The sequence below is a fragment of the Pseudomonas sp. FP1740 genome (genome assembly GCF_030687165.1).
Taxonomy (GTDB): domain Bacteria; phylum Pseudomonadota; class Gammaproteobacteria; order Pseudomonadales; family Pseudomonadaceae; genus Aquipseudomonas.
The window spans coordinates 5,237,137-5,255,059 of record NZ_CP117461.1 but is presented as its reverse complement, the minus strand read 5'-3'; the positions used below and the strand labels follow the sequence as shown (position 1 = coordinate 5,255,059).

The following is a 17,923-nucleotide window of genomic DNA, read 5'->3' as shown; positions in this document are numbered from 1 at the left end:
TAAGTGAGGATTTCCGGGTTTTTTTTTGCCCGCGATTTGAGGTTGTCCTGGTCCGGGATCGCACCGAGTGACGCAGGTCAGAATCATCTTTTGCATCCGCCGGATATTCTGTAGCCTTGCGCAGCTTCAACGCTGTCCGTGCCTGATGAATACTCACTCTCCCGGCGGTACCCCGAAGGGTCCGGAGCCGGGTGTATACTCGACTTTCGCGCGAAAGCGCCTGCAGGTCTTGCGAACATGACGCAGATTTCCGAACGCCTTCTGGTTCAAGCCCACCTCGACGCCAAGCAGCCCAAGCCGCTGACGGCCGAGGAAGAGGCTTATTACCGCACAGCCATCGCAGCCGAGCTCAAAGCTCAGGACGCGGTGCTGGTTGCACACTTCTATTGCGATCCGGTCATTCAGGCCCTGGCCGAAGAAACCGGTGGCTGCGTCTCCGACTCTCTGGAGATGGCCCGCTTCGGCAATGCTCACCCGGCCAAGACCGTAGTGGTCGCCGGTGTGAAATTCATGGGCGAAACCGCCAAGATCCTCAACCCTGAAAAACGTGTGCTGATGCCGACCCTGGAAGCGACCTGCTCGCTGGACCTGGGTTGCCCGGTGGACGAGTTCTCGGCGTTCTGCGATCAGCACCCGGAACGCACGGTGGTGGTGTATGCCAACACCTCGGCGGCAGTCAAAGCCCGGGCGGATTGGGTGGTGACTTCCAGTTGCGCGCTGGAAATCGTCGAAAGCCTGATGGATAACGGCGAAACCATTATCTGGGGCCCGGACAAGCACCTGGGCACTTACATCCAGCGCCAGACCGGCGCCGACATGCTGCTGTGGGACGGCGCCTGCATCGTTCACGAAGAGTTCAAGGCCAAGCAGCTCGAAGACATGAAAGCGCTGTACCCGGACGCGGCCATTCTGGTGCATCCGGAGTCGCCGACCGCCGTGATCGAATTGGCCGATGCGGTGGGTTCCACCAGTCAGCTGATCGCTGCTGCGCAAAGCCTGCCGAACAAGACCCTGATCGTTGCCACCGACCGCGGCATCTTCTACAAGATGCAGCAGTTGTGCCCGGACAAGGTCTTTATCGAAGCGCCAACGGCTGGTAATGGCGCGGCTTGCCGCAGTTGTGCGCATTGCCCGTGGATGGCGATGAACACCCTTGAGCGCACGCTGAAGAGCTTGCGTGAGGGCACCAATGAGATCTTTGTCGACCCGGCGTTGATTCCGCAGGCGATTCGGCCGTTGAAGCGCATGCTCGATTTCACGCAGGCGGCGCGGATGAAGCTGGCGGGTAACGCCTGATTCGTTGGCAGTGAGCCAAAAAAGCGCCCCGGTTTGATCGGGGCGTTTTTGCATCTGAGGATTATTTGGTCTTCTTCGGAATCCGCACCAACTGGGTGTTGGAATAGATGTCGTGCCAGCTGCGCTTCTGTTTGTCGAACAGCGACCAGAAGAACCCCAGCCCGAGGCATAACCAGGACGCGATCGACACCACAAAGCGCAGCAGCGCCTGCCACAGGCTGATGGATGAGCCGTCGGCGTTTTGTACGCGGATGCACCACACCTGCATGCCCAGGGTCTGGCCCGACCAGGTCCAGAACTTGGCGAAGAAGCCGAACAGCACGAACAGCAGAACCGTCGACAGCAGTGGGTCACCGTCCAGGGCGCCGGCCTCGGTCAGGGTGCGCATCCGGTCTTCGCCGATGAACGCCATCTGGATCATCTTGTAAATGCCGCTGGTGACGATCAGCAGCGCGGTGCACAGCAGGAAGTCGTAGAACATCGCTGCCAGGCGACGACCCAGGCCTGCGGCGGGAAAGTCGCCTTGGGGGTTGAGCAGGTGTTTCGACATGGCTGCCTCTGAACGGAAAAAAGAAGCCATTTTACGGATTTGCGCGCACAAAAAAGCCCCTGATGTCAGCATCAGGGGCTTTTTCGTAACAGAAGATTAGCCTTCTGCTTGTACTTCGTCAGCCTGCATGCCTTTCTGGCCTTGCACAGCAACGAACGTCACTTTCTGGCCTTCTTTCAGGCTCTTGAAGCCGTTGCCCTGAATAGCGCGGAAATGCACGAACAGATCCGGACCGCTTTCTGGAGTGATAAAACCAAAACCTTTCTCGTCGTTAAACCACTTGACGGTACCGCTCTGACGTTGGGACATTTCTTATTTCCTTTGACGCAAAAATGAATGACAGTCTCCTTCTCGTGAAAGAGTACTGGGGCTGGTTGCAGGAGAGTAAGAAGACGTCGAACGGGATGTAGCTAACTTGTAGGCTACTGCCCAGGTCACGATTTCCAAGCGACCCATGCAAACACAGTGATCAAACTCTACGCCAACTACGGGAGAAAAAACAAGCCCCGCGAAGGCCCGGATTTCCTCAGGTTGATGGCAATTAGAGTGGTCACTAGTGCGGGCTTATTCGATCGAGTTGTTCATTGCTTTTCGATTGTTATAAGTAACGTTCATAAACGAAACGTATGCACTATTTTATGGCGGTTGCGTTACAGATTAGTGCACTGTTAACGCAACCGCGTTACTTATAGAAACAGTCAATCAGCCACGATAGTAGCGTTGTGGAACAAATGGCATTTTGCTTACAAGCAAAGGCACCTTTTTCCCACGCACAATGGCCCAAACTGGCGTTTCCAAAACGGTATAAGCGCTGTCGAGGTAACCCATGGCCAAAGGACCGCCCAAGGTCGGACCGAAGCCGCCGCTACAAACGCTGCCGATGATTTCGCCAGCTTCGTTGACGATCTCTGCACCTTCACGCACCGGTGTACGTTCCTGCGGCAGCAGGCCAACGCGCTTGCGGCTGACACCGGTTTGCTGTTGGGCGAACACGGTTTCGGCGCCAGGGAAACCGCCGGCCCGCGCACCATCGGCACGTCGAGGCTTGGAGATGGCCCACAGCAGGCTTGCTTCGATCGGCGTGGTTTCAGTGTTCATGTCGTGGCCGTACAGGCACAGACCGGCTTCCAGGCGCAGGGAATCGCGGGCGCCGAGGCCGATGGCCGCGACTTCCGGTTCGGCCAGCAGGGCGCGAGCCAGCGCTTCAGCGTTGGCCGCCGGTACGGAGATTTCGTAACCGTCTTCACCGGTGTAGCCCGAACGGCTGACAAAGCAGTCCACGCCCAACAGTTTCACGCGGGTGAACTGCATGAAGGTCATCTTCGCAACTTCCGGTGCCAGGCGTGCGAGCACGGTGACGGCGGCCGGGCCTTGCAGAGCGAGCAGGGCACGCTCTTCGAACAGCGGTTCAATGGTGCACTGGTCGCCGATGTGCTTGCGCAGGTGCGCCAGGTCCTGGTCCTTGCAGGCGGCGTTGACCACCAGGAACAATTCGTCGTTACCGAGGTTGGCGACCATCAGGTCGTCGAGGATGCCACCGGTCTCGTTGGTGAACATCGCGTAGCGCTGCATGCCCTCCGGCAGGTCGATGATGTCCACCGGCACCAGGGTTTCCAGGGCTTTGGCGGCGTTGGCGCCGGTCAGGCGGATCTGGCCCATGTGCGACACATCGAACAGCCCGGCCTGATCACGGGTGTGCTGGTGTTCTTTCATCACGCCCAACGGGTATTGCACCGGCATGTCATAGCCGGCGAAAGGCACCATGCGGGCGCCGAGTTCGAGGTGCAGTGTGTGTAACGGGGTCTTCAATAGTTGTTCGGTGGACATATCCAGCTCCTGAAAATAGTGCAGATGCGCGCATCAGCACTCGATAATGTTGACCGCCAAACCGCCACGGGCGGTTTCCTTGTATTTGCTTTTCATGTCGGCGCCGGTCTGGCGCATGGTGCGGATGACCTTGTCGAGGGAGACGAAGTGCTGACCGTCGCCGCGCAGGGCCATGCGCACCGCATTGATGGCCTTGACCGAACCCATGGCGTTGCGTTCGATGCAAGGTACTTGCACCAGCCCGCCAATCGGATCGCAGGTCAGGCCGAGGTTGTGTTCCATGCCGATTTCGGCCGCGTTTTCCACCTGCTGCACCGTACCGCCGAGTACTTCGCACAAGGCGCCGGCGGCCATGGAACAGGCAACGCCGACCTCACCTTGGCAGCCGACTTCGGCGCCGGAGATCGAGGCATTTTCCTTGTACAGGATGCCGATCGCAGCGGCCGTCAGTAGAAAGCGCACGACGCCGTCTTCGTTGGCGCCGGGGATGAAACGCATGTAGTAATGCAGCACCGCCGGGACAATGCCGGCTGCACCATTAGTGGGCGCAGTGACCACGCGTCCGCCGTTGGCGTTTTCTTCGTTGACCGCCAGGGCGTACAGGTTGACCCAGTCCAGCACCGACAGTGGATCGCGCAGCGACGATTCCGGGTTTTTGCACAGTTGCCGATGCAGCGCCGCCGCCCGACGTTTGACCTTCAGCCCACCGGGCAGAATGCCTTCGTTGCGGCAACCGGCGGCGACGCAGTCTTGCATCACTTGCCAGATCTTCAGCAGGCCGGCGCGGGTTTCCGCTTCCGGGCGCCAGGCGCTTTCGTTGGTCAGCATCACCTGACTGATCGATAAACCGTAGGTGCTGCAGTGACCAAGCAGGTCCTTGGCGCTTTTGAACGGGAAGGTCAGCGGTGTGGCGTCTTCAACGATGCGGTCGGCGCCGGCCGCGTCTTCATCGACCACGAAGCCACCGCCGACCGAGTAGTACTCGCGGCTGCGCACTTGCAGGCCGGCCGCGTCGAATGCGCGAAAGATCATGCCGTTGGGGTGATAGGCCAACGGTTTGCGAATCATTGCCAGGTGTTCTTTCTCGTTGAACGCGATGCTGTGTTCACCGAGCAGGTTCAAGCGACCGCTGCTGCGAATCTCTTGCAGGCGGGCGGTGACGGTTTCGGTGTCCACGGTGTCCGGGTGTTCGCCTTCCAGGCCCAGCAATACGGCCTTGTCACTGCCGTGGCCTTTGCCGGTGGCGCCGAGCGAGCCGTAGAGCTCGACTTTGACGCAGGTAGTTGCCGATAGCAGCCCTTCACGGCGCAGACCTTCGGCGAAGCGCGCAGCGGCACGCATCGGGCCGACGGTGTGGGAGCTGGAGGGGCCGATACCAATTTTGAACAGGTCGAACACGCTTAACGACATGGTTGTTCTCCGGTTTCTTGTTATGAGGATCGACACAGATCGATCGTTCCCATGCTCCCGCGTGGGAATGCAGCCCGTGACGCTCTGCGTCACAAAGCGGACGCGGAGCGTCCCGAGAGGCGTTCCCACGCAGAGCGTGGGAACGATCATTGTTGTACAGGTTTAAGCGTAGCTTTCGATCGACGGGCAGGCGCAGACCAGGTTGCGATCGCCAAACACGTTGTCGACGCGACCGACCGGTGGCCAGTACTTGGCTTCGATCAGCGACGCTACCGGGTAAACGGCTTGCTCGCGGCTGTACGGGTGAGTCCACTCGCCGACGATTTCCGCAGCGGTGTGCGGGGCGTTTTTCAGCGGGTTGTCATCCTTGTCCAGCGTGCCGTTTTCCACCGCGCGGATTTCTTCGCGGATGCGGATCATGGCGTCGCAGAAGCGGTCCAGTTCTTCCTTGGATTCGCTTTCGGTCGGCTCGATCATCAACGTGCCGGCCACCGGGAACGACATGGTCGGGGCGTGGAAGCCGAAATCGATCAGGCGCTTGGCGACGTCATCGACGCTGATGCCGCTGCTGTCTTTCAGCGGACGCAGGTCGAGGATGCATTCGTGCGCCACCAGACCGTTGCTGCCGGTGTACAGCACTGGATAGTGCTCTTCGAGGCGACGGGAAATGTAGTTGGCATTCAGGATCGCCAATTGCGAAGCGCGCTTGAGGCCGGCGCCACCCATCATACGAATGTACATCCAGGTGATCGGCAGAATGCTCGCACTGCCGAACGGTGCCGCGCAGACCGCGCCTTCCTTGCGCTCCATCTGGGCGTGGCCCGGCAGGAACGGCGTCAGGTGCGACTTGACGCCAATCGGGCCGACGCCCGGGCCGCCACCGCCGTGTGGGATGCAGAAGGTTTTGTGCAGGTTCAGGTGCGATACGTCGCCGCCGAACTTGCCCGGTGCGCAGAGGCCGACCATGGCGTTCATGTTCGCGCCATCGATATACACCTGGCCGCCGTTGTCGTGAATGATGCCGCAGATTTCACGGATGCCTTCTTCGAACACGCCGTGGGTCGACGGGTAGGTGATCATCAGCGCGGCGAGGTGTTCGCGGTGCTCGATGGCCTTGGCGCGCAGGTCTTCGATGTCGACGTTGCCGCGGGCATCGCACGCGGTCACAACCACACGCATGCCGGCCATGTTCGCGGTGGCCGGGTTGGTGCCGTGGGCGGACGACGGGATCAGGCAGATGTCGCGACGGTCTTCGCCACGGCTCTGGTGGTAGGCACGAATCGCCAACAGACCGGCGTATTCACCCTGGGAACCGGCGTTCGGTTGCAGGGAGATCGAGTCGTAACCGGTGGCGGCGCAGAGCATCGCTTCCAGTTCATCGGTCAGTTGCTGATAGCCGGCGCTTTGCTCGGCCGGAGCGAACGGGTGCAGGGCACCGAATTCAGCCCAGGTCACCGGGATCATTTCGCTGGCGGCGTTGAGTTTCATGGTGCAGGAACCCAGCGGGATCATGGTGCGATCCAGGGCCAGGTCCTTGTCCGCCAGTTTGCGCAGGTAGCGCATCAGCTCGGTTTCGGAGTGATAACGGTTGAACACCGGGTGGCTGAGGATTGGCGATTGGCGAACCAGTGCGGCCGGGAGGGTGCTTTGGACCGAGGAGGCCAATGCAGCGAAGTCCGGCAGCGCCTCGCCGTCGGCCAGCAGGCTCCACAGGGTTTCGACGTCAGCCTGGCTGCTTGTTTCGTCGAGGGACAGACCCAGACGCTCAGCATCGACCACGCGCAGGTTGATCTTCTGCGCATGAGCCTTGTCGTGCAGGGCAGCCGTTTGCGCGCCGGTTTTGATCGTCAAGGTGTCGAAGAAACTGGCTTGCTCGACGCTCAGGCCCAGTGCGCTCAAGCCTTTGGCGAGGATCGCGGTCAGGTGATGAATGCGATTGGCGATCTGCGTCAGGCCTTTCGGGCCGTGGTACACGGCGTACATGCTGGCGATGTTGGCCAACAGCACCTGGGCGGTGCAGATGTTGCTGGTGGCTTTCTCGCGACGGATGTGTTGCTCGCGGGTCTGCATGGCCAGGCGCAGGGCCGGCTTGCCGAAACGGTCCACGGAAACGCCGACCAGACGGCCCGGCATGTCGCGCTTGAACGCATCCTTGGTGGAGAAGTACGCCGCGTGCGGGCCACCGAAGCCCAGCGGAACGCCGAAGCGTTGCGCGCTGCCGATGGCCACGTCGGCGCCGAACTCGCCCGGCGGGGTCAGCACGGTCAGGGCCAGCAGGTCAGCGGCAACCGCGACCAGCGCATTCGCCGCGTGGAAGCGCTCGGTCAGTTCGCGGTAGTCGAACACGTCACCGTTGCTGGCCGGGTATTGCAGCAGGGCGCCGAAGAACGGGGACACGTCGGTCAGTTCACGCTCGTCGCCCACCACAACGTTGATGCCCAGAGGCTCGGCACGGGTGCGCAACACGTCGAGGGTTTGCGGGTGGCAATGAACGGAGGCGAAGAAGGCGTGGCTGCCTTTGTTCTTGCTCAGGCGTTTGCAGAAGGTCATGGCTTCGGCAGCGGCGGTGGCTTCGTCGAGCAGGGAAGCGTTGGCGATCGGCAGGCCGGTCAGGTCGCTGATCAGGGTCTGGAAGTTCAACAGCGCTTCGAGACGGCCCTGGGAAATTTCTGGCTGGTATGGGGTGTAGGCGGTGTACCAGGCCGGATTTTCCAGCAGGTTGCGCAGGATCGGCGACGGTGTGTGAGTGCCGTAGTAACCCTGGCCGATGTAGGTCTTGAACAGCTGGTTTTTGCCGGCGATGGATTTGATCAACGCCAGGGCATCGGCTTCGCTCAGGCCGTCTTCAAGGCCGAGGACGCTGGTGCCTTTGATGCTGTCGGGAATCACGCTGGCGCTCAGGGCTTCCAGGGAGTCGAAACCGAGGCTGTTGAGCATGGCTTGCTCGTCGCCTGCACGCGGGCCAATGTGGCGGGTGATGAATTCGTTGGCGGTCGTCAGATTGACTTGAGTCATGTCGGCGCTCCTCAGGCTTGGGCAATCAGACGGTCGTACGCGTCTTGATCCAGCAATTGGCCGACAGCCGAGGCGTCGGTGGGCTTGAAGCGGAAGAACCAGCCTTCGCCCAGCGGATCTTCGTTGACCAGTTCAGGACTGCTATCGAGGGCCGGGTTGGTCTCGACCACTTCTCCGTCCAGCGGCATGTACACGCCGCTGGCGGCTTTTACCGATTCCACGGTGGCGGCTTCTGCGCCTTTATCGTAGGACTGCAGCTCAGGCAGTTGTACGAAAACCACGTCGCCCAGGGCGTTCTGCGCGAAAGCGGTGATGCCGACCGTGACGGTGCCGTCAGCTTCGGTGCGCAGCCATTCGTGATCTTCAGTAAAACGCAACTCGCTCATGGAAACTCCTAAGGGGGCCAGACTCGTCTGGTGGACGCATTGAATGCTCGGGCAAAAGCCCTGCTTTATGGGTGGTTACTAAGCAAAAACACGGCCAATGTTTTTTATTCTTTATAAATCAACTAGTTACTAGTTTTTGCGGATGACTGGAATGGATTGGCTGTAGCGAAATCGCTACAGCCCGGACTGAAGAAAAAAGCTGAAGTGGATCAAAGCCTTGCACAGCGGCGATCAAGAGAGGTTGTAGCGATATCGTTCCACTGTAGCGCTTTCAGTACAGATGGAGGTCGTTTTTGAATCACGTTTTGAAGGCAATGCAGTACCTGGGAGCGGGTGATGCTTTAAGGTTTGTTGGGTATGCCGTACTTACGCAACCGATGGGCGATCGCGGTGTGGGAGGTTTGCAGGCGGCTGGCCAATTGGCGGGTCGAGGGGTAGCTGACGTAGAGCTTTTCCAGCAGATCTTTCTCGAACGCTTCCATGGCCTGTTCGAGGCTGTCGACCTCGGTATCGCTCTGGCGCGCAACAGAAGTGCCGGCGATATCGAGATCGCCGATGTCCACCAGGCTGCTCTCGCAAATCGCCGCGGCGCGGAAGATCACGTTCTGCAATTGCCGCACGTTGCCCGGCCAGCGGTTGTCCAGCAGCGCCGGGTAGGTGCCGGGGGCCAGGCGACAGATAGGGCGCTGGATCTGCGCGCAGGCCTGCTGCATGAAGTAGCGCGCCAGCAGCAGAATGTCCTGGCCGCGCTCGCGCAGGGGCGGGACTTCGACATTCAGCACGTTGAGGCGATAGAACAGGTCTTCGCGGAAAGTGCCTTCGCTGACCATTTTTTCCAGGTCGCGATGGGTCGCGCTGAGGATCCGCACGTTGACCTTCACTTCGCGATCGCCACCGACCCGACGGAAGCTGCCGTCGTTGAGGAACCGCAGCAACTTTGCCTGCAAGTACGGCGACATCTCACCGATCTCGTCGAGAAATACCGTGCCCTGGTTGGCCAATTCCATCAGCCCCGGCTTGCCGCCCCGCTGCGCCCCGGTGAAGGCGCCGGGGGCGTAGCCGAACAGTTCGCTTTCGGCGAGGTTTTCCGGCAGTGCCGCGCAGTTCAGGGCCAGGAACGGCGAACTGTGGCGGGCGCTGATGGCGTGGCAGGCGCGGGCCACCAGTTCTTTGCCGGTGCCGGTTTCACCCTGGATCAGCAACGGTGCATCGAGGGCTGCGACGCGTTGGGCGCGGGCCTTGAGCGTACGAATGGCAGGAGATTCGCCGAGCAGGGCATCGAAACCTTCGGCGTGGTCGTGGTGCAACGCCGAGAGGCGTTCGCCGATGCGGTTCGGTTGATACAGGGTCAGCAGGGCGCCGGCGTCGGTGATCGGCGTGGCGTCCAGCAGCAGGGTTTGACCGTTGACGGTGATCTCGCGCAGCGGCAGGCGGAAGCCATTTTCCAGCAAGGTGTCGAGCAGCGTCGGGTCGGCAAACAGCTCGCTGATGCTTTCGCCCGCCGGTTCGCGACCGTACAGGGCAATCAGTGCCGGGTTGGCCAGCAGCACCTTGCCGGCACTGTCCAGAGCCAGCACCGGGTCGGTCATGGCCGCGAGCAGCGCATCGAGCTGCAAGTGACGGCGCTGGCCGGGAAGGATGTCGACCACCGTCACCGCTTGCACGCCACGCACGTTGAACAGCGCATCGCGCAGTTCTTCGAGCACGGCCGGGCTCAAGGTCGGGGCGTCGATGTAGACGTTGGGTGGCACCATTTCCACCGCATCCAGATTGAGATTGCGCCCACCGAGCAGGGCCAGGACTTCCTGGGTGATACCGACGCGGTCGATGAAACTGACGTGGATGCGCATGGGGCGGTTGGGTTCTGGAGTGCGGAGGGTGGCAAGTATGCCTTGGGGCGGGCCAAATGGTGAAATCTGGCGCAGGATTTGAGGGCTATATCGAACCCCCGTGGGAGCGGGCTTGCTCGCGAAAGCGGAGTGTCAGTCACTGTCGATGTTGGCTGTCAGACCGCTTTCGCGAGCAAGCCCGCTCCCACAGGTTCAGCGTTCACCGTTTTATCCCAGGTGTTCAGGTTTGACCGGGTCGCCGGACTTGACGTCGAGCTGTGCCCGCACGTTTTCAAACATCTCGTCGTAGTACTTGTGCATGGCGCCGATGCTGGCGGTCTTGGGTAGGCCGTACTTTTGCGCGATGCGCGTGGCGTGGCGGGCAAAGTCGAAGGCCTGGTCCTTGGGCAGATAAAACTCTTCATTCTTCAGTTCCTTGCCCTCGACCGAACCACGCAGCGTGAAGAGCATGCCTTGGCCTTCCTTGGGATCCTGAGCAATTTTGTATTCGATGTGCAGGTTGTAGCTGTAATCGTCCTTGTTCAGCGCATGGCGCTCGATGTGCAGGTGTCCGGGTTCGAACGTAGCCATTGGCGTCTCTCCTTCAAAGGCATTGAATCAGGGCAGACCACACGCCTGCCCCTGGAGTTTCTTTCTATTGATAACTGATGCCAGGCGTCGCTGTGCTGATACGGGTCCCGGCCTTGCCCTGGACGATCGCTTCGATGTCCGAGAGTGTACCGATCACCGCGACTTTGCCAGTATGGCGAGCGAACTCGCAGGCCGCCTGGACCTTTGGTCCCATGGAACCGGCCGCGAAGCCGAGTTTGTCCATTTCATCGGGGTGAGCCTGGGCAATGGCTTTCTGGGTGGGCTTGCCGAAATCGATGTATGCCGCGCTGACGTCGGTGGCGATCACCAACAGATCGCTTTCCAGCTGTTCGGCCAATAGCGCCGAGCACAGGTCTTTGTCGATCACCGCTTCCACGCCCTGCAGCTTGCCGTTGGCATCGTAGATCGTCGGGATGCCGCCACCGCCGGCGCAGATCACGATGCTGCCTTTTTCCAGCAGCCACTTGATCGGGCGGATTTCGAAGATGCGTTTGGGTTTCGGGCTGGCGACCACGCGCCGGAACTTGTCGCCGTCCGGGGCGATGGCCCAGCCCTTCTCGGCGGCGAGTTTCTCGGCGTCGGCCTTGGAGTAGACCGGGCCGATCGGTTTGCTGGGGGCCTGGAACGCCGGGTCGTTGGGGTCGACTTCGACCTGGGTCAGCAGGGTGGCGAAGGGCACTTCGAAGTCCAGCAGGTTGCCCAGTTCCTGTTCGATGATGTAGCCGATCATGCCGTCGGTTTCGGCGCCGAGTACGTCCAGCGGGTAAGGCGAAACCTGGCTGTAGGCCGCCGCTTGCAGCGACAACAGACCGATTTGCGGACCATTGCCGTGGGCGATCACCAGTTGGTTGCCGGGATGAATCTTGGCGATCTGTTCGGTGGCGATCCGGATGTTCGCGCGCTGGTTGTCCGCGGTCATGGGCTCACCCCGGCGGAGCAGGGCGTTACCGCCCAGAGCAATGACGATACGCATAGTGCAGTCCTTCTAAATAGGGGCGGGCAATCTGATCTCCCTAATGATCGTCCCCCACGGGGACCGTGGGAACGATCATGAGCAAGTGTTCAGCCGTCAGACATCCGCCAGCGCCGACACCAGAATAGCCTTGATGGTGTGCATACGGTTTTCCGCTTGCTCGAAGGCGATGTTGGCCGGCGATTCGAAGACTTCTTCAGTCACTTCGACGCCGTTGGCCAGGTGCGGATAGCGTGCGGCGATGTCCTTGCCGACCTTGGTTTCGCTGTTGTGGAACGCCGGCAGGCAGTGCATGAACTTCACGCGCGGGTTGCCCGAGGCCTTCATCATGTCGGCGTTGACCTGGTACGGCAGCAGTTGCTCGATGCGCTCGTCCCACGCTTCCACCGGCTCACCCATCGACACCCAGATGTCAGTGTGGATGAAGTCCACGCCCTTGACCGCGGCTTTCGGGTCTTCGGTGATGGTGATGCGCGCGCCGCTCTCTTCGGCGAAGGCTTTGCACTGATCGATGAAGTCCTGATGCGGCCACAGCGCTTTCGGTGCGGCGATGCGCACGTCCATGCCGAGTTTGGCGCCGATCATCAGCAATGAATTACCCATGTTGTAGCGCGCATCGCCGAGGTAGGCGTAGCTGATGTCGTGCAGCGGTTTGTCGCTGTGTTCGCGCATGGTCAGGGTATCGGCGATCATTTGCGTCGGGTGGAATTCAGCGGTCAGGCCGTTGAACACCGGTACGCCGGCGAACTTGGCCAGCTCTTCGACGATTTCCTGTTCGAAGCCACGGTACTCGATGGCGTCGAACATCCGCCCCAGCACGCGGGCGGTGTCCTTCATGCTTTCCTTGTGGCCGATCTGCGACGACACCGGATCGATGTAGGTGACGTGGGCGCCCTGGTCATGGGCCGCGACTTCGAAGGCGCACCGGGTGCGGGTCGAGGTTTTTTCGAAGATCAGCGCGATGTTCTTGCCTTGCAGGTGCGGACGCTCGGTGCCGGTGTATTTGGCGCGCTTGAGGTCGCGGGACAGGTCCAGCAGGTAGTGCAGTTCGCGAGTGGTGTGGTGCATCAGCGAGAGCAGGCTGCGGTTGCGCATGTTGAAAGCCATGATTGGATCTCCTTGGGTGTCGGTTATCCCCTCGGCCGTGCTGGATAAGCATCGGCCAAGGCTCGAAAGTTAATAATCGATAGGGTCGCGAATGATCGGGCAGGTCATGCAGTGGCCACCGCCACGCCCGCGCCCGAGCTCACTGGCGCTGATGGTGATGACCTCGACGCCGGCCTTGCGCAGCAAGGTGTTGGTGTAGGTGTTGCGGTCGTAGCCGATGACCACGCCTGGCTCCAGCGCCACCACGTTGTTGCCGTCGTCCCATTGCTCGCGTTCGGCGGCGAAGGCGTTACCGCCGGTTTCGACGACACGCAGCGCCTTGAGGTTGAGGGCCTTGGCCACGGTGTCGAGGAAGCTGGTTTCTTCACGGCGCACGTCGATGCCGCCCGGTTTGCTTTCATCGGGGCGCAGGCTGAAGGCGACGATCTGCTTCACCACTTCCGGGAAAATCGTCACCAGGTCGCGGTCGCAGAAGCTGAACACGGTGTCCAGGTGCATCGCCGCGCGGGATTTCGGCAGGCCGGCGACGATGACGCGTTCCACCGCTTTGTTCTTGAACAGGTTGACCGCCAATTGGCCGATGGCCTGGCGGGACGAGCGCTCGCCCATGCCGATCAACACCACGCCGTTGCCGATCGGCATCACGTCACCGCCCTCAAGGGTGGCGTTGCCGTGGTCCTGGTCGGGGTCGCCGTACCAGATCTGGAAGTCGGCGTGGGTGAACTGCGGGTGGAATTTGTAAATGGCGGTGGCCAGCAGGGTTTCCTGACGGCGCGCCGGCCAGTGCATCGGGTTCAGGGTCACGCCGCCATAGATCCAGCACGTGGTGTCGCGGGTGAACTGGGTGTTGGGCAGCGGCGGCAGAATGAAGCTGGAATGACCGAGGAAGTCGCGGAACATCTGAATGGTCTTGCCACCGAAACTGTCCGGCAGGTCATCGGCGGAAACCCCGCCGATGAGGAACTCGGCGATCTTGCGTGGCTCCAGGCTACGCAACCAGGCCCCCACTTCATGGACCAGGCCGAGGCCGACCGAATTGGCGGTGATCTTGCGTTCCAGAATCCAGTCCAGCGCTTCAGGGATGGCGACGATGTCGGTCAGCAGGTTGTGCATTTCCAGCACGTCGACACCACGCTCGCGCATTTTGGTGACGAAATCGAAGTGGTCGCGCTTGGCCTGGGCGACCCACAGCACATCATCGAACAGCAGTTCGTCGCAGTTGTTCGGGGTCAGCCGCTGGTGGGCCAGGCCGGGGGAGCAAACCATGACTTTGCGCAGTTTGCCGGCTTCGGAATGGACGCCGTACTTAACTTTTTCCGTGGTCATTACCGTGTTCCTCCAGATCAAAACATTCAGGTGCTGCTTTTCATTACAGTGCTAAAGGGTCAGAAAGCCGGCATACAGCCCATAGGCCGCCACCAGGGCGCCTACGACGACGGCGGCGAAAATCAGCTTCTCGACGTTAGTGAAAACCGGTTTGTCGACTTCAAGTTTGGCCTTGGCGAACAGGATCGCACCGGGGGCATACAGCAGGGCGGAGAGCAGCAGGTATTTGACGCCGCCGGCGTACAGCAGCCAGATCGCGTAGATCAACGCGATGCCACCGACGATCAAATCTTTTCTGCGTTCGGCCAGGGCGTTTTCATAGCTCTCGCCGCGTACCGCCAGCAGCACGGCATAAGCCGCCGACCACAGGTACGGCACCAGAATCATCGAGGTGGCGAGGTAGATCAGCGACAGGTAAGTGCTGGCCGAAAACAGTGTGATGATCAGGAACAGCTGCACCATCGCGTTGGTCAGCCACAGCGCGTTGGCCGGTACCTGGTTGGCGTTTTCCCGGCGCAAAAACGCCGGCATGGTGTGGTCCTTGGCGGCGGCGAACATGATCTCCGCGCACAGCAGCACCCACGACAGCAGCGCCCCGAGCAAGGAAATGATCAGGCCGACGCTGATCAGCACCGCGCCCCAATGACCGACCACATGTTCCAGCACCGCGGCCATCGACGGGTTCTGCAGTTTCGCCAGCGCGGGTTGGGTCATGATCCCCAGGGACAACACGTTCACCAGCATCAGGAACAACAGCACGGTGATGAACCCGATGACGGTGGCTTTACCCACATCGCTGCGTACTTCGGCACGGGCCGAGAAAATGCTCGCGCCTTCGATGCCGATGAACACCCACACAGTGACCAGCATCATGTTGCGCACCTGGTTCATCACATTGCCCAGGTCAGGGTTTTTGATGCCCCAAATGTCGGCGGTGAAGATCTCCAGTTTGAAGGCGAACAATGCGATCAATACGAACAACAGTAGCGGTACGACCTTGGCGACGGTGGTCACCAGGTTGATGAACGCCGCTTCCTTGATTCCCCGTAAAACCAGAAAGTGCACCGCCCAAAGCAGCAGCGAGGCGCCGATGACGGCAGCAACGGTGTTGCCTTCGCCGAAGATCGGAAAGAAATAACCGAGGGTGCTGAACAACAGAACGAAGTAACCCACATTGCCCAGCCAGGCACTGATCCAGTATCCCCAGGCAGACGAGAAACCCATGTAGTCGCCGAAACCGGCCTTGGCGTAGGCATAAACACCACCATCCAGCTCAGGCTTGCGATTGGCCAGGGTCTGGAAGACGAAAGCGAGGGTCAACATGCCCACTGCGGTAATTACCCAACCAATAAGAACAGCACCGACATCAGCACTGGCGGCCATGTTCTGGGGCAAAGAGAAGATTCCGCCACCAATCATCGAACCGACCACTAAAGCAACGAGCGCACCGAGTTTCAGTTTTCCGGGGGATTCAGACATAGCATGACTCCAGTGCAGGAGAAGAGAGACAACAGAGTAGTTCTGCTGGCTGTTCAATCAGCTGACATAGATCAGTGCATGGGCACATTCCATTGTTAATGAAAGACTTATGTATCTTTCTCGGACATCGCGGTTTTGCCGGGGAAGCTCTGTTCCAGAGGGGGGTAAGTCAGGTGGGTGTAAGCGGTATTGCTTGGGTTTTGAAATTAGTGTGTTTCTGCGGTTTCGCCAATTTTCTGATAACTGTTTTATATGACAGATTTGATTTATCTGGTGCGCGGTACTGGAATTAATGAATAAACGTTATTTCGTTTTATCTGTTTAGTTAAAAATAACTACATGACAGTGTTTGCGGTGACTGTTCGGGCCTCGTCGCGGGCAAGCCCACTCCCACATTGGATCGGCATACATCTGTAGGAGCGAGGCTTACCCGCGAAAGCTATCTGATGATCACCACCACTGCGCGCGATGGGCACCCAATTCCCCGGCTGGCAGCGCCCACTGCAGTGGCGTCCCGGTGATCTTCAACGGCACCTGTAACCGATGGGCCGGTCCCCACGGCGTTTGCTCAATCAACATCCCTTGATCGTGGTCATCCTCTGCGCGCAACGGCTCGTTGGTTCCGGCGCCATGCTCGATCAACAACTTCGCCGTTCGTGCCAGCGACAACCGTGCAGAGCCTCCGTGCCCCAATAGCTTGATCGCACTGGCCGCCATTAAATACCCGGTGGCGTGATCAAGGGCCTGGACCGGCAGCGGTGTCGGTTTATCCGCCTTCTTCCAGTGCATGCCCGCGTCGGCAATCCCGCTGCTCATCTGCACCAGGCTGTCGAAGCCGCGGCGGTTTTGCCAGGGGCCGTTCCAGCCGTAAGCGTTGAGGCAAACATCGATCAGGCCGGGGGCCAGTGCCTGGCGTTGGGCGATGCCGTAACCCAGGCATTCCAAGGCGTCGGCGCGGTAGCCGTGGAGCAGGATGTCGGCGTCCTTGAGCAGGCTTTCGAACACCGCGCGATCGGCTTTGTCGTGCAGATCCAGGCGCGCACAGCGTTTGCCCAGGGTGACTTCTGGCACCACGCCCGGTTCGTTCCAGGTCGGTGGGTCGATGCGCAGCACGTCGGCGCCGAGCCCGGCGAGGAAGCGGCTGGCGATCGGGCCGGCGAGCACTCGCGTGAGGTCCAGTACCTTGATTCCGGCCAGCGGTTGCGCCACCGAGCCTTGCCACGGTTTGGCGGTTTGGTTGCCATCGACGCTGAACTGAATCAACGGCTCGGCGTTCACGGCCCGACCTTGGGGGTGAGCTTGCCATTGCTTCCAGCTGCGCATCTCGGCGGCGCAACCACCGGCCTCGACCACCGCCTGTTCCAGATCGCTCTTGGCCCACTGAGCCACTTTGCTCGCCATCGCTGTGCGGTCGGCACAGGCGCCGAGCACTGATTCAGCAGCGGCGCGGTGATGGGGCGCGTTGGTGTGCAGGCGGATCCAGCCGTCCTTGGTCGCGTAGTCGCCGGCGACCGGATCCCACAATGGCGGGACGCTCCAGCCCATGGGGCGGATCGAGGTGGCGAACCAGAACGACGCCAGGCGGCGGTCGACTTCAAGGCTGGGCAAGCGACCGGTTTGTTGATGCAGCAGTTCGCTGGCGGCCTGGCCGGCGGCGGCAATGCTGGCGCAGGCCAGATCGGTCACGGCAAACGCCGAGGGCAGGGCGCCGCTCGAGGTGAACGGGATTGGGATGTGAGGCAAGCCGAGTGCGGCTTGAATGGACGTGAGTAAATCAGTCATCGAAGGCCCTCCGGAGCGAGAGCCCGAGCATAGTTCAAAAAGACGGCTCGGCCAGATGAAATCCTGTGGGAGCAAGACCGATCTGTCAGGGTATTCATCGATTTCCGAGCGCCAATACACACGATCCAGAATGAATGTTTAACGACACCCTGTGTTACGTCCTAAAGCCCACGAAACCTTGCGCCGTTGCCTACGCCTGCGCCAGAATCCGCCGGCTTGTGCGCCTTGGGGCCGGTCGGTAACTTGATTCGCATCACTGATTCCCAGTGATCGGGTTTAGCAGCCCGTGGTTAACCTAAGGTCGTACGCGCACTATCAGTCAGGCTCCATG

At 60.5% G+C, this 17,923-nt stretch carries 14 protein-coding genes; 1 reads left to right on the top strand and 13 read right to left on the bottom strand.

Annotated elements, in window-relative coordinates; genetic code table 11:
- Positions 1-237: 237 nt before the first annotated feature.
- Complete coding sequence (gene nadA / locus PSH69_RS23505) at positions 238-1,296, top strand: quinolinate synthase NadA (RefSeq protein ID WP_305409979.1); 1,059 nt, start codon at positions 238-240, stop codon at positions 1,294-1,296.
- Positions 1,297-1,357: 61 nt separating this feature from the next.
- Here the strand turns inward: nadA and PSH69_RS23500 are convergent, their stop codons facing one another.
- The 13 genes from PSH69_RS23500 to PSH69_RS23440 form a co-directional block, all read right to left on the bottom strand.
- Positions 1,358-1,846: an RDD family protein gene (locus tag PSH69_RS23500; protein ID WP_305409978.1), complete on the bottom strand. Its 489-nt coding sequence runs from the start codon at positions 1,844-1,846 to the stop codon at positions 1,358-1,360.
- 96 nt (positions 1,847-1,942) lie between these two features.
- Positions 1,943-2,155, bottom strand: coding sequence for a cold-shock protein (locus PSH69_RS23495; RefSeq protein WP_007934683.1), 213 nt, complete (start codon positions 2,153-2,155; stop codon positions 1,943-1,945).
- A 393-nt stretch (positions 2,156-2,548) separates the two neighbouring features.
- Positions 2,549-3,673, bottom strand: coding sequence for a glycine cleavage system aminomethyltransferase GcvT (gcvT, locus tag PSH69_RS23490; protein WP_305409977.1), 1,125 nt, complete (start codon positions 3,671-3,673; stop codon positions 2,549-2,551).
- Positions 3,674-3,706: 33 nt separating this feature from the next.
- Positions 3,707-5,083 carry an L-serine ammonia-lyase gene (locus tag PSH69_RS23485; protein ID WP_253416463.1) on the bottom strand — a complete coding sequence of 459 codons (1,377 nt, stop codon included), beginning with the start codon at positions 5,081-5,083 and terminating at the stop codon, positions 3,707-3,709.
- Between the two features lie 162 nt (positions 5,084-5,245).
- A complete protein-coding gene (gene gcvP, locus PSH69_RS23480) occupies positions 5,246-8,098 on the bottom strand; it encodes an aminomethyl-transferring glycine dehydrogenase (RefSeq protein ID WP_305409976.1) in 2,853 nt (950 codons plus the stop codon).
- Between the two features lie 11 nt (positions 8,099-8,109).
- On the bottom strand, positions 8,110-8,484 hold the full coding sequence (gcvH, locus tag PSH69_RS23475; RefSeq protein WP_018926486.1) for a glycine cleavage system protein GcvH: 375 nt from the start codon (positions 8,482-8,484) through the stop codon (positions 8,110-8,112).
- A 341-nt stretch (positions 8,485-8,825) separates the two neighbouring features.
- The gene (locus PSH69_RS23470; RefSeq protein ID WP_105346565.1) at positions 8,826-10,334 is read right to left on the bottom strand and encodes a sigma-54-dependent transcriptional regulator; all 1,509 of its coding nucleotides are present in this window, start codon (positions 10,332-10,334) and stop codon (positions 8,826-8,828) included.
- A gap of 207 nt (positions 10,335-10,541) precedes the next feature.
- On the bottom strand, positions 10,542-10,904 hold the full coding sequence (locus PSH69_RS23465) for a DUF5064 family protein (RefSeq protein WP_105346561.1): 363 nt from the start codon (positions 10,902-10,904) through the stop codon (positions 10,542-10,544).
- A 64-nt stretch (positions 10,905-10,968) separates the two neighbouring features.
- A complete protein-coding gene (gene arcC, locus PSH69_RS23460) occupies positions 10,969-11,898 on the bottom strand; it encodes a carbamate kinase (protein WP_305409975.1) in 930 nt (309 codons plus the stop codon).
- 96 nt (positions 11,899-11,994) lie between these two features.
- On the bottom strand, positions 11,995-13,005 hold the full coding sequence (locus PSH69_RS23455; protein ID WP_064616373.1) for an ornithine carbamoyltransferase: 1,011 nt from the start codon (positions 13,003-13,005) through the stop codon (positions 11,995-11,997).
- Positions 13,006-13,074: 69 nt separating this feature from the next.
- Positions 13,075-14,331: an arginine deiminase gene (gene arcA, locus PSH69_RS23450; protein WP_305409974.1), complete on the bottom strand. Its 1,257-nt coding sequence runs from the start codon at positions 14,329-14,331 to the stop codon at positions 13,075-13,077.
- Positions 14,332-14,382: 51 nt separating this feature from the next.
- The gene (gene arcD, locus PSH69_RS23445) at positions 14,383-15,810 is read right to left on the bottom strand and encodes an arginine-ornithine antiporter (RefSeq protein ID WP_230175473.1); all 1,428 of its coding nucleotides are present in this window, start codon (positions 15,808-15,810) and stop codon (positions 14,383-14,385) included.
- Between the two features lie 450 nt (positions 15,811-16,260).
- Positions 16,261-17,592 carry a CoA transferase gene (locus PSH69_RS23440; RefSeq protein ID WP_305409973.1) on the bottom strand — a complete coding sequence of 444 codons (1,332 nt, stop codon included), beginning with the start codon at positions 17,590-17,592 and terminating at the stop codon, positions 16,261-16,263.
- Positions 17,593-17,923 lie beyond the last annotated feature (331 nt).

Excerpts from the sequence above, each read along its gene's own strand:
- nadA (WP_305409979.1), top strand. The coding sequence starts at position 238 with ATGACGCAGATTTCCGAACGCCTTCTGGTTCAAGCCCACCTCGACGCC.
- PSH69_RS23500 (WP_305409978.1), bottom strand. The coding sequence starts at position 1,846 with ATGTCGAAACACCTGCTCAACCCCCAAGGCGACTTTCCCGCCGCAGGC.
- PSH69_RS23495 (WP_007934683.1), bottom strand. The coding sequence starts at position 2,155 with ATGTCCCAACGTCAGAGCGGTACCGTCAAGTGGTTTAACGACGAGAAA.
- gcvT (WP_305409977.1), bottom strand. The coding sequence starts at position 3,673 with ATGTCCACCGAACAACTATTGAAGACCCCGTTACACACACTGCACCTC.
- PSH69_RS23485 (WP_253416463.1), bottom strand. The coding sequence starts at position 5,083 with ATGTCGTTAAGCGTGTTCGACCTGTTCAAAATTGGTATCGGCCCCTCC.
- gcvP (WP_305409976.1), bottom strand. The coding sequence starts at position 8,098 with ATGACTCAAGTCAATCTGACGACCGCCAACGAATTCATCACCCGCCAC.
- gcvH (WP_018926486.1), bottom strand. The coding sequence starts at position 8,484 with ATGAGCGAGTTGCGTTTTACTGAAGATCACGAATGGCTGCGCACCGAA.
- PSH69_RS23470 (WP_105346565.1), bottom strand. The coding sequence starts at position 10,334 with ATGCGCATCCACGTCAGTTTCATCGACCGCGTCGGTATCACCCAGGAA.
- PSH69_RS23465 (WP_105346561.1), bottom strand. The coding sequence starts at position 10,904 with ATGGCTACGTTCGAACCCGGACACCTGCACATCGAGCGCCATGCGCTG.
- arcC (WP_305409975.1), bottom strand. The coding sequence starts at position 11,898 with ATGCGTATCGTCATTGCTCTGGGCGGTAACGCCCTGCTCCGCCGGGGT.
- PSH69_RS23455 (WP_064616373.1), bottom strand. The coding sequence starts at position 13,005 with ATGGCTTTCAACATGCGCAACCGCAGCCTGCTCTCGCTGATGCACCAC.
- arcA (WP_305409974.1), bottom strand. The coding sequence starts at position 14,331 with ATGACCACGGAAAAAGTTAAGTACGGCGTCCATTCCGAAGCCGGCAAA.
- arcD (WP_230175473.1), bottom strand. The coding sequence starts at position 15,810 with ATGTCTGAATCCCCCGGAAAACTGAAACTCGGTGCGCTCGTTGCTTTA.
- PSH69_RS23440 (WP_305409973.1), bottom strand. The coding sequence starts at position 17,592 with ATGACTGATTTACTCACGTCCATTCAAGCCGCACTCGGCTTGCCTCAC.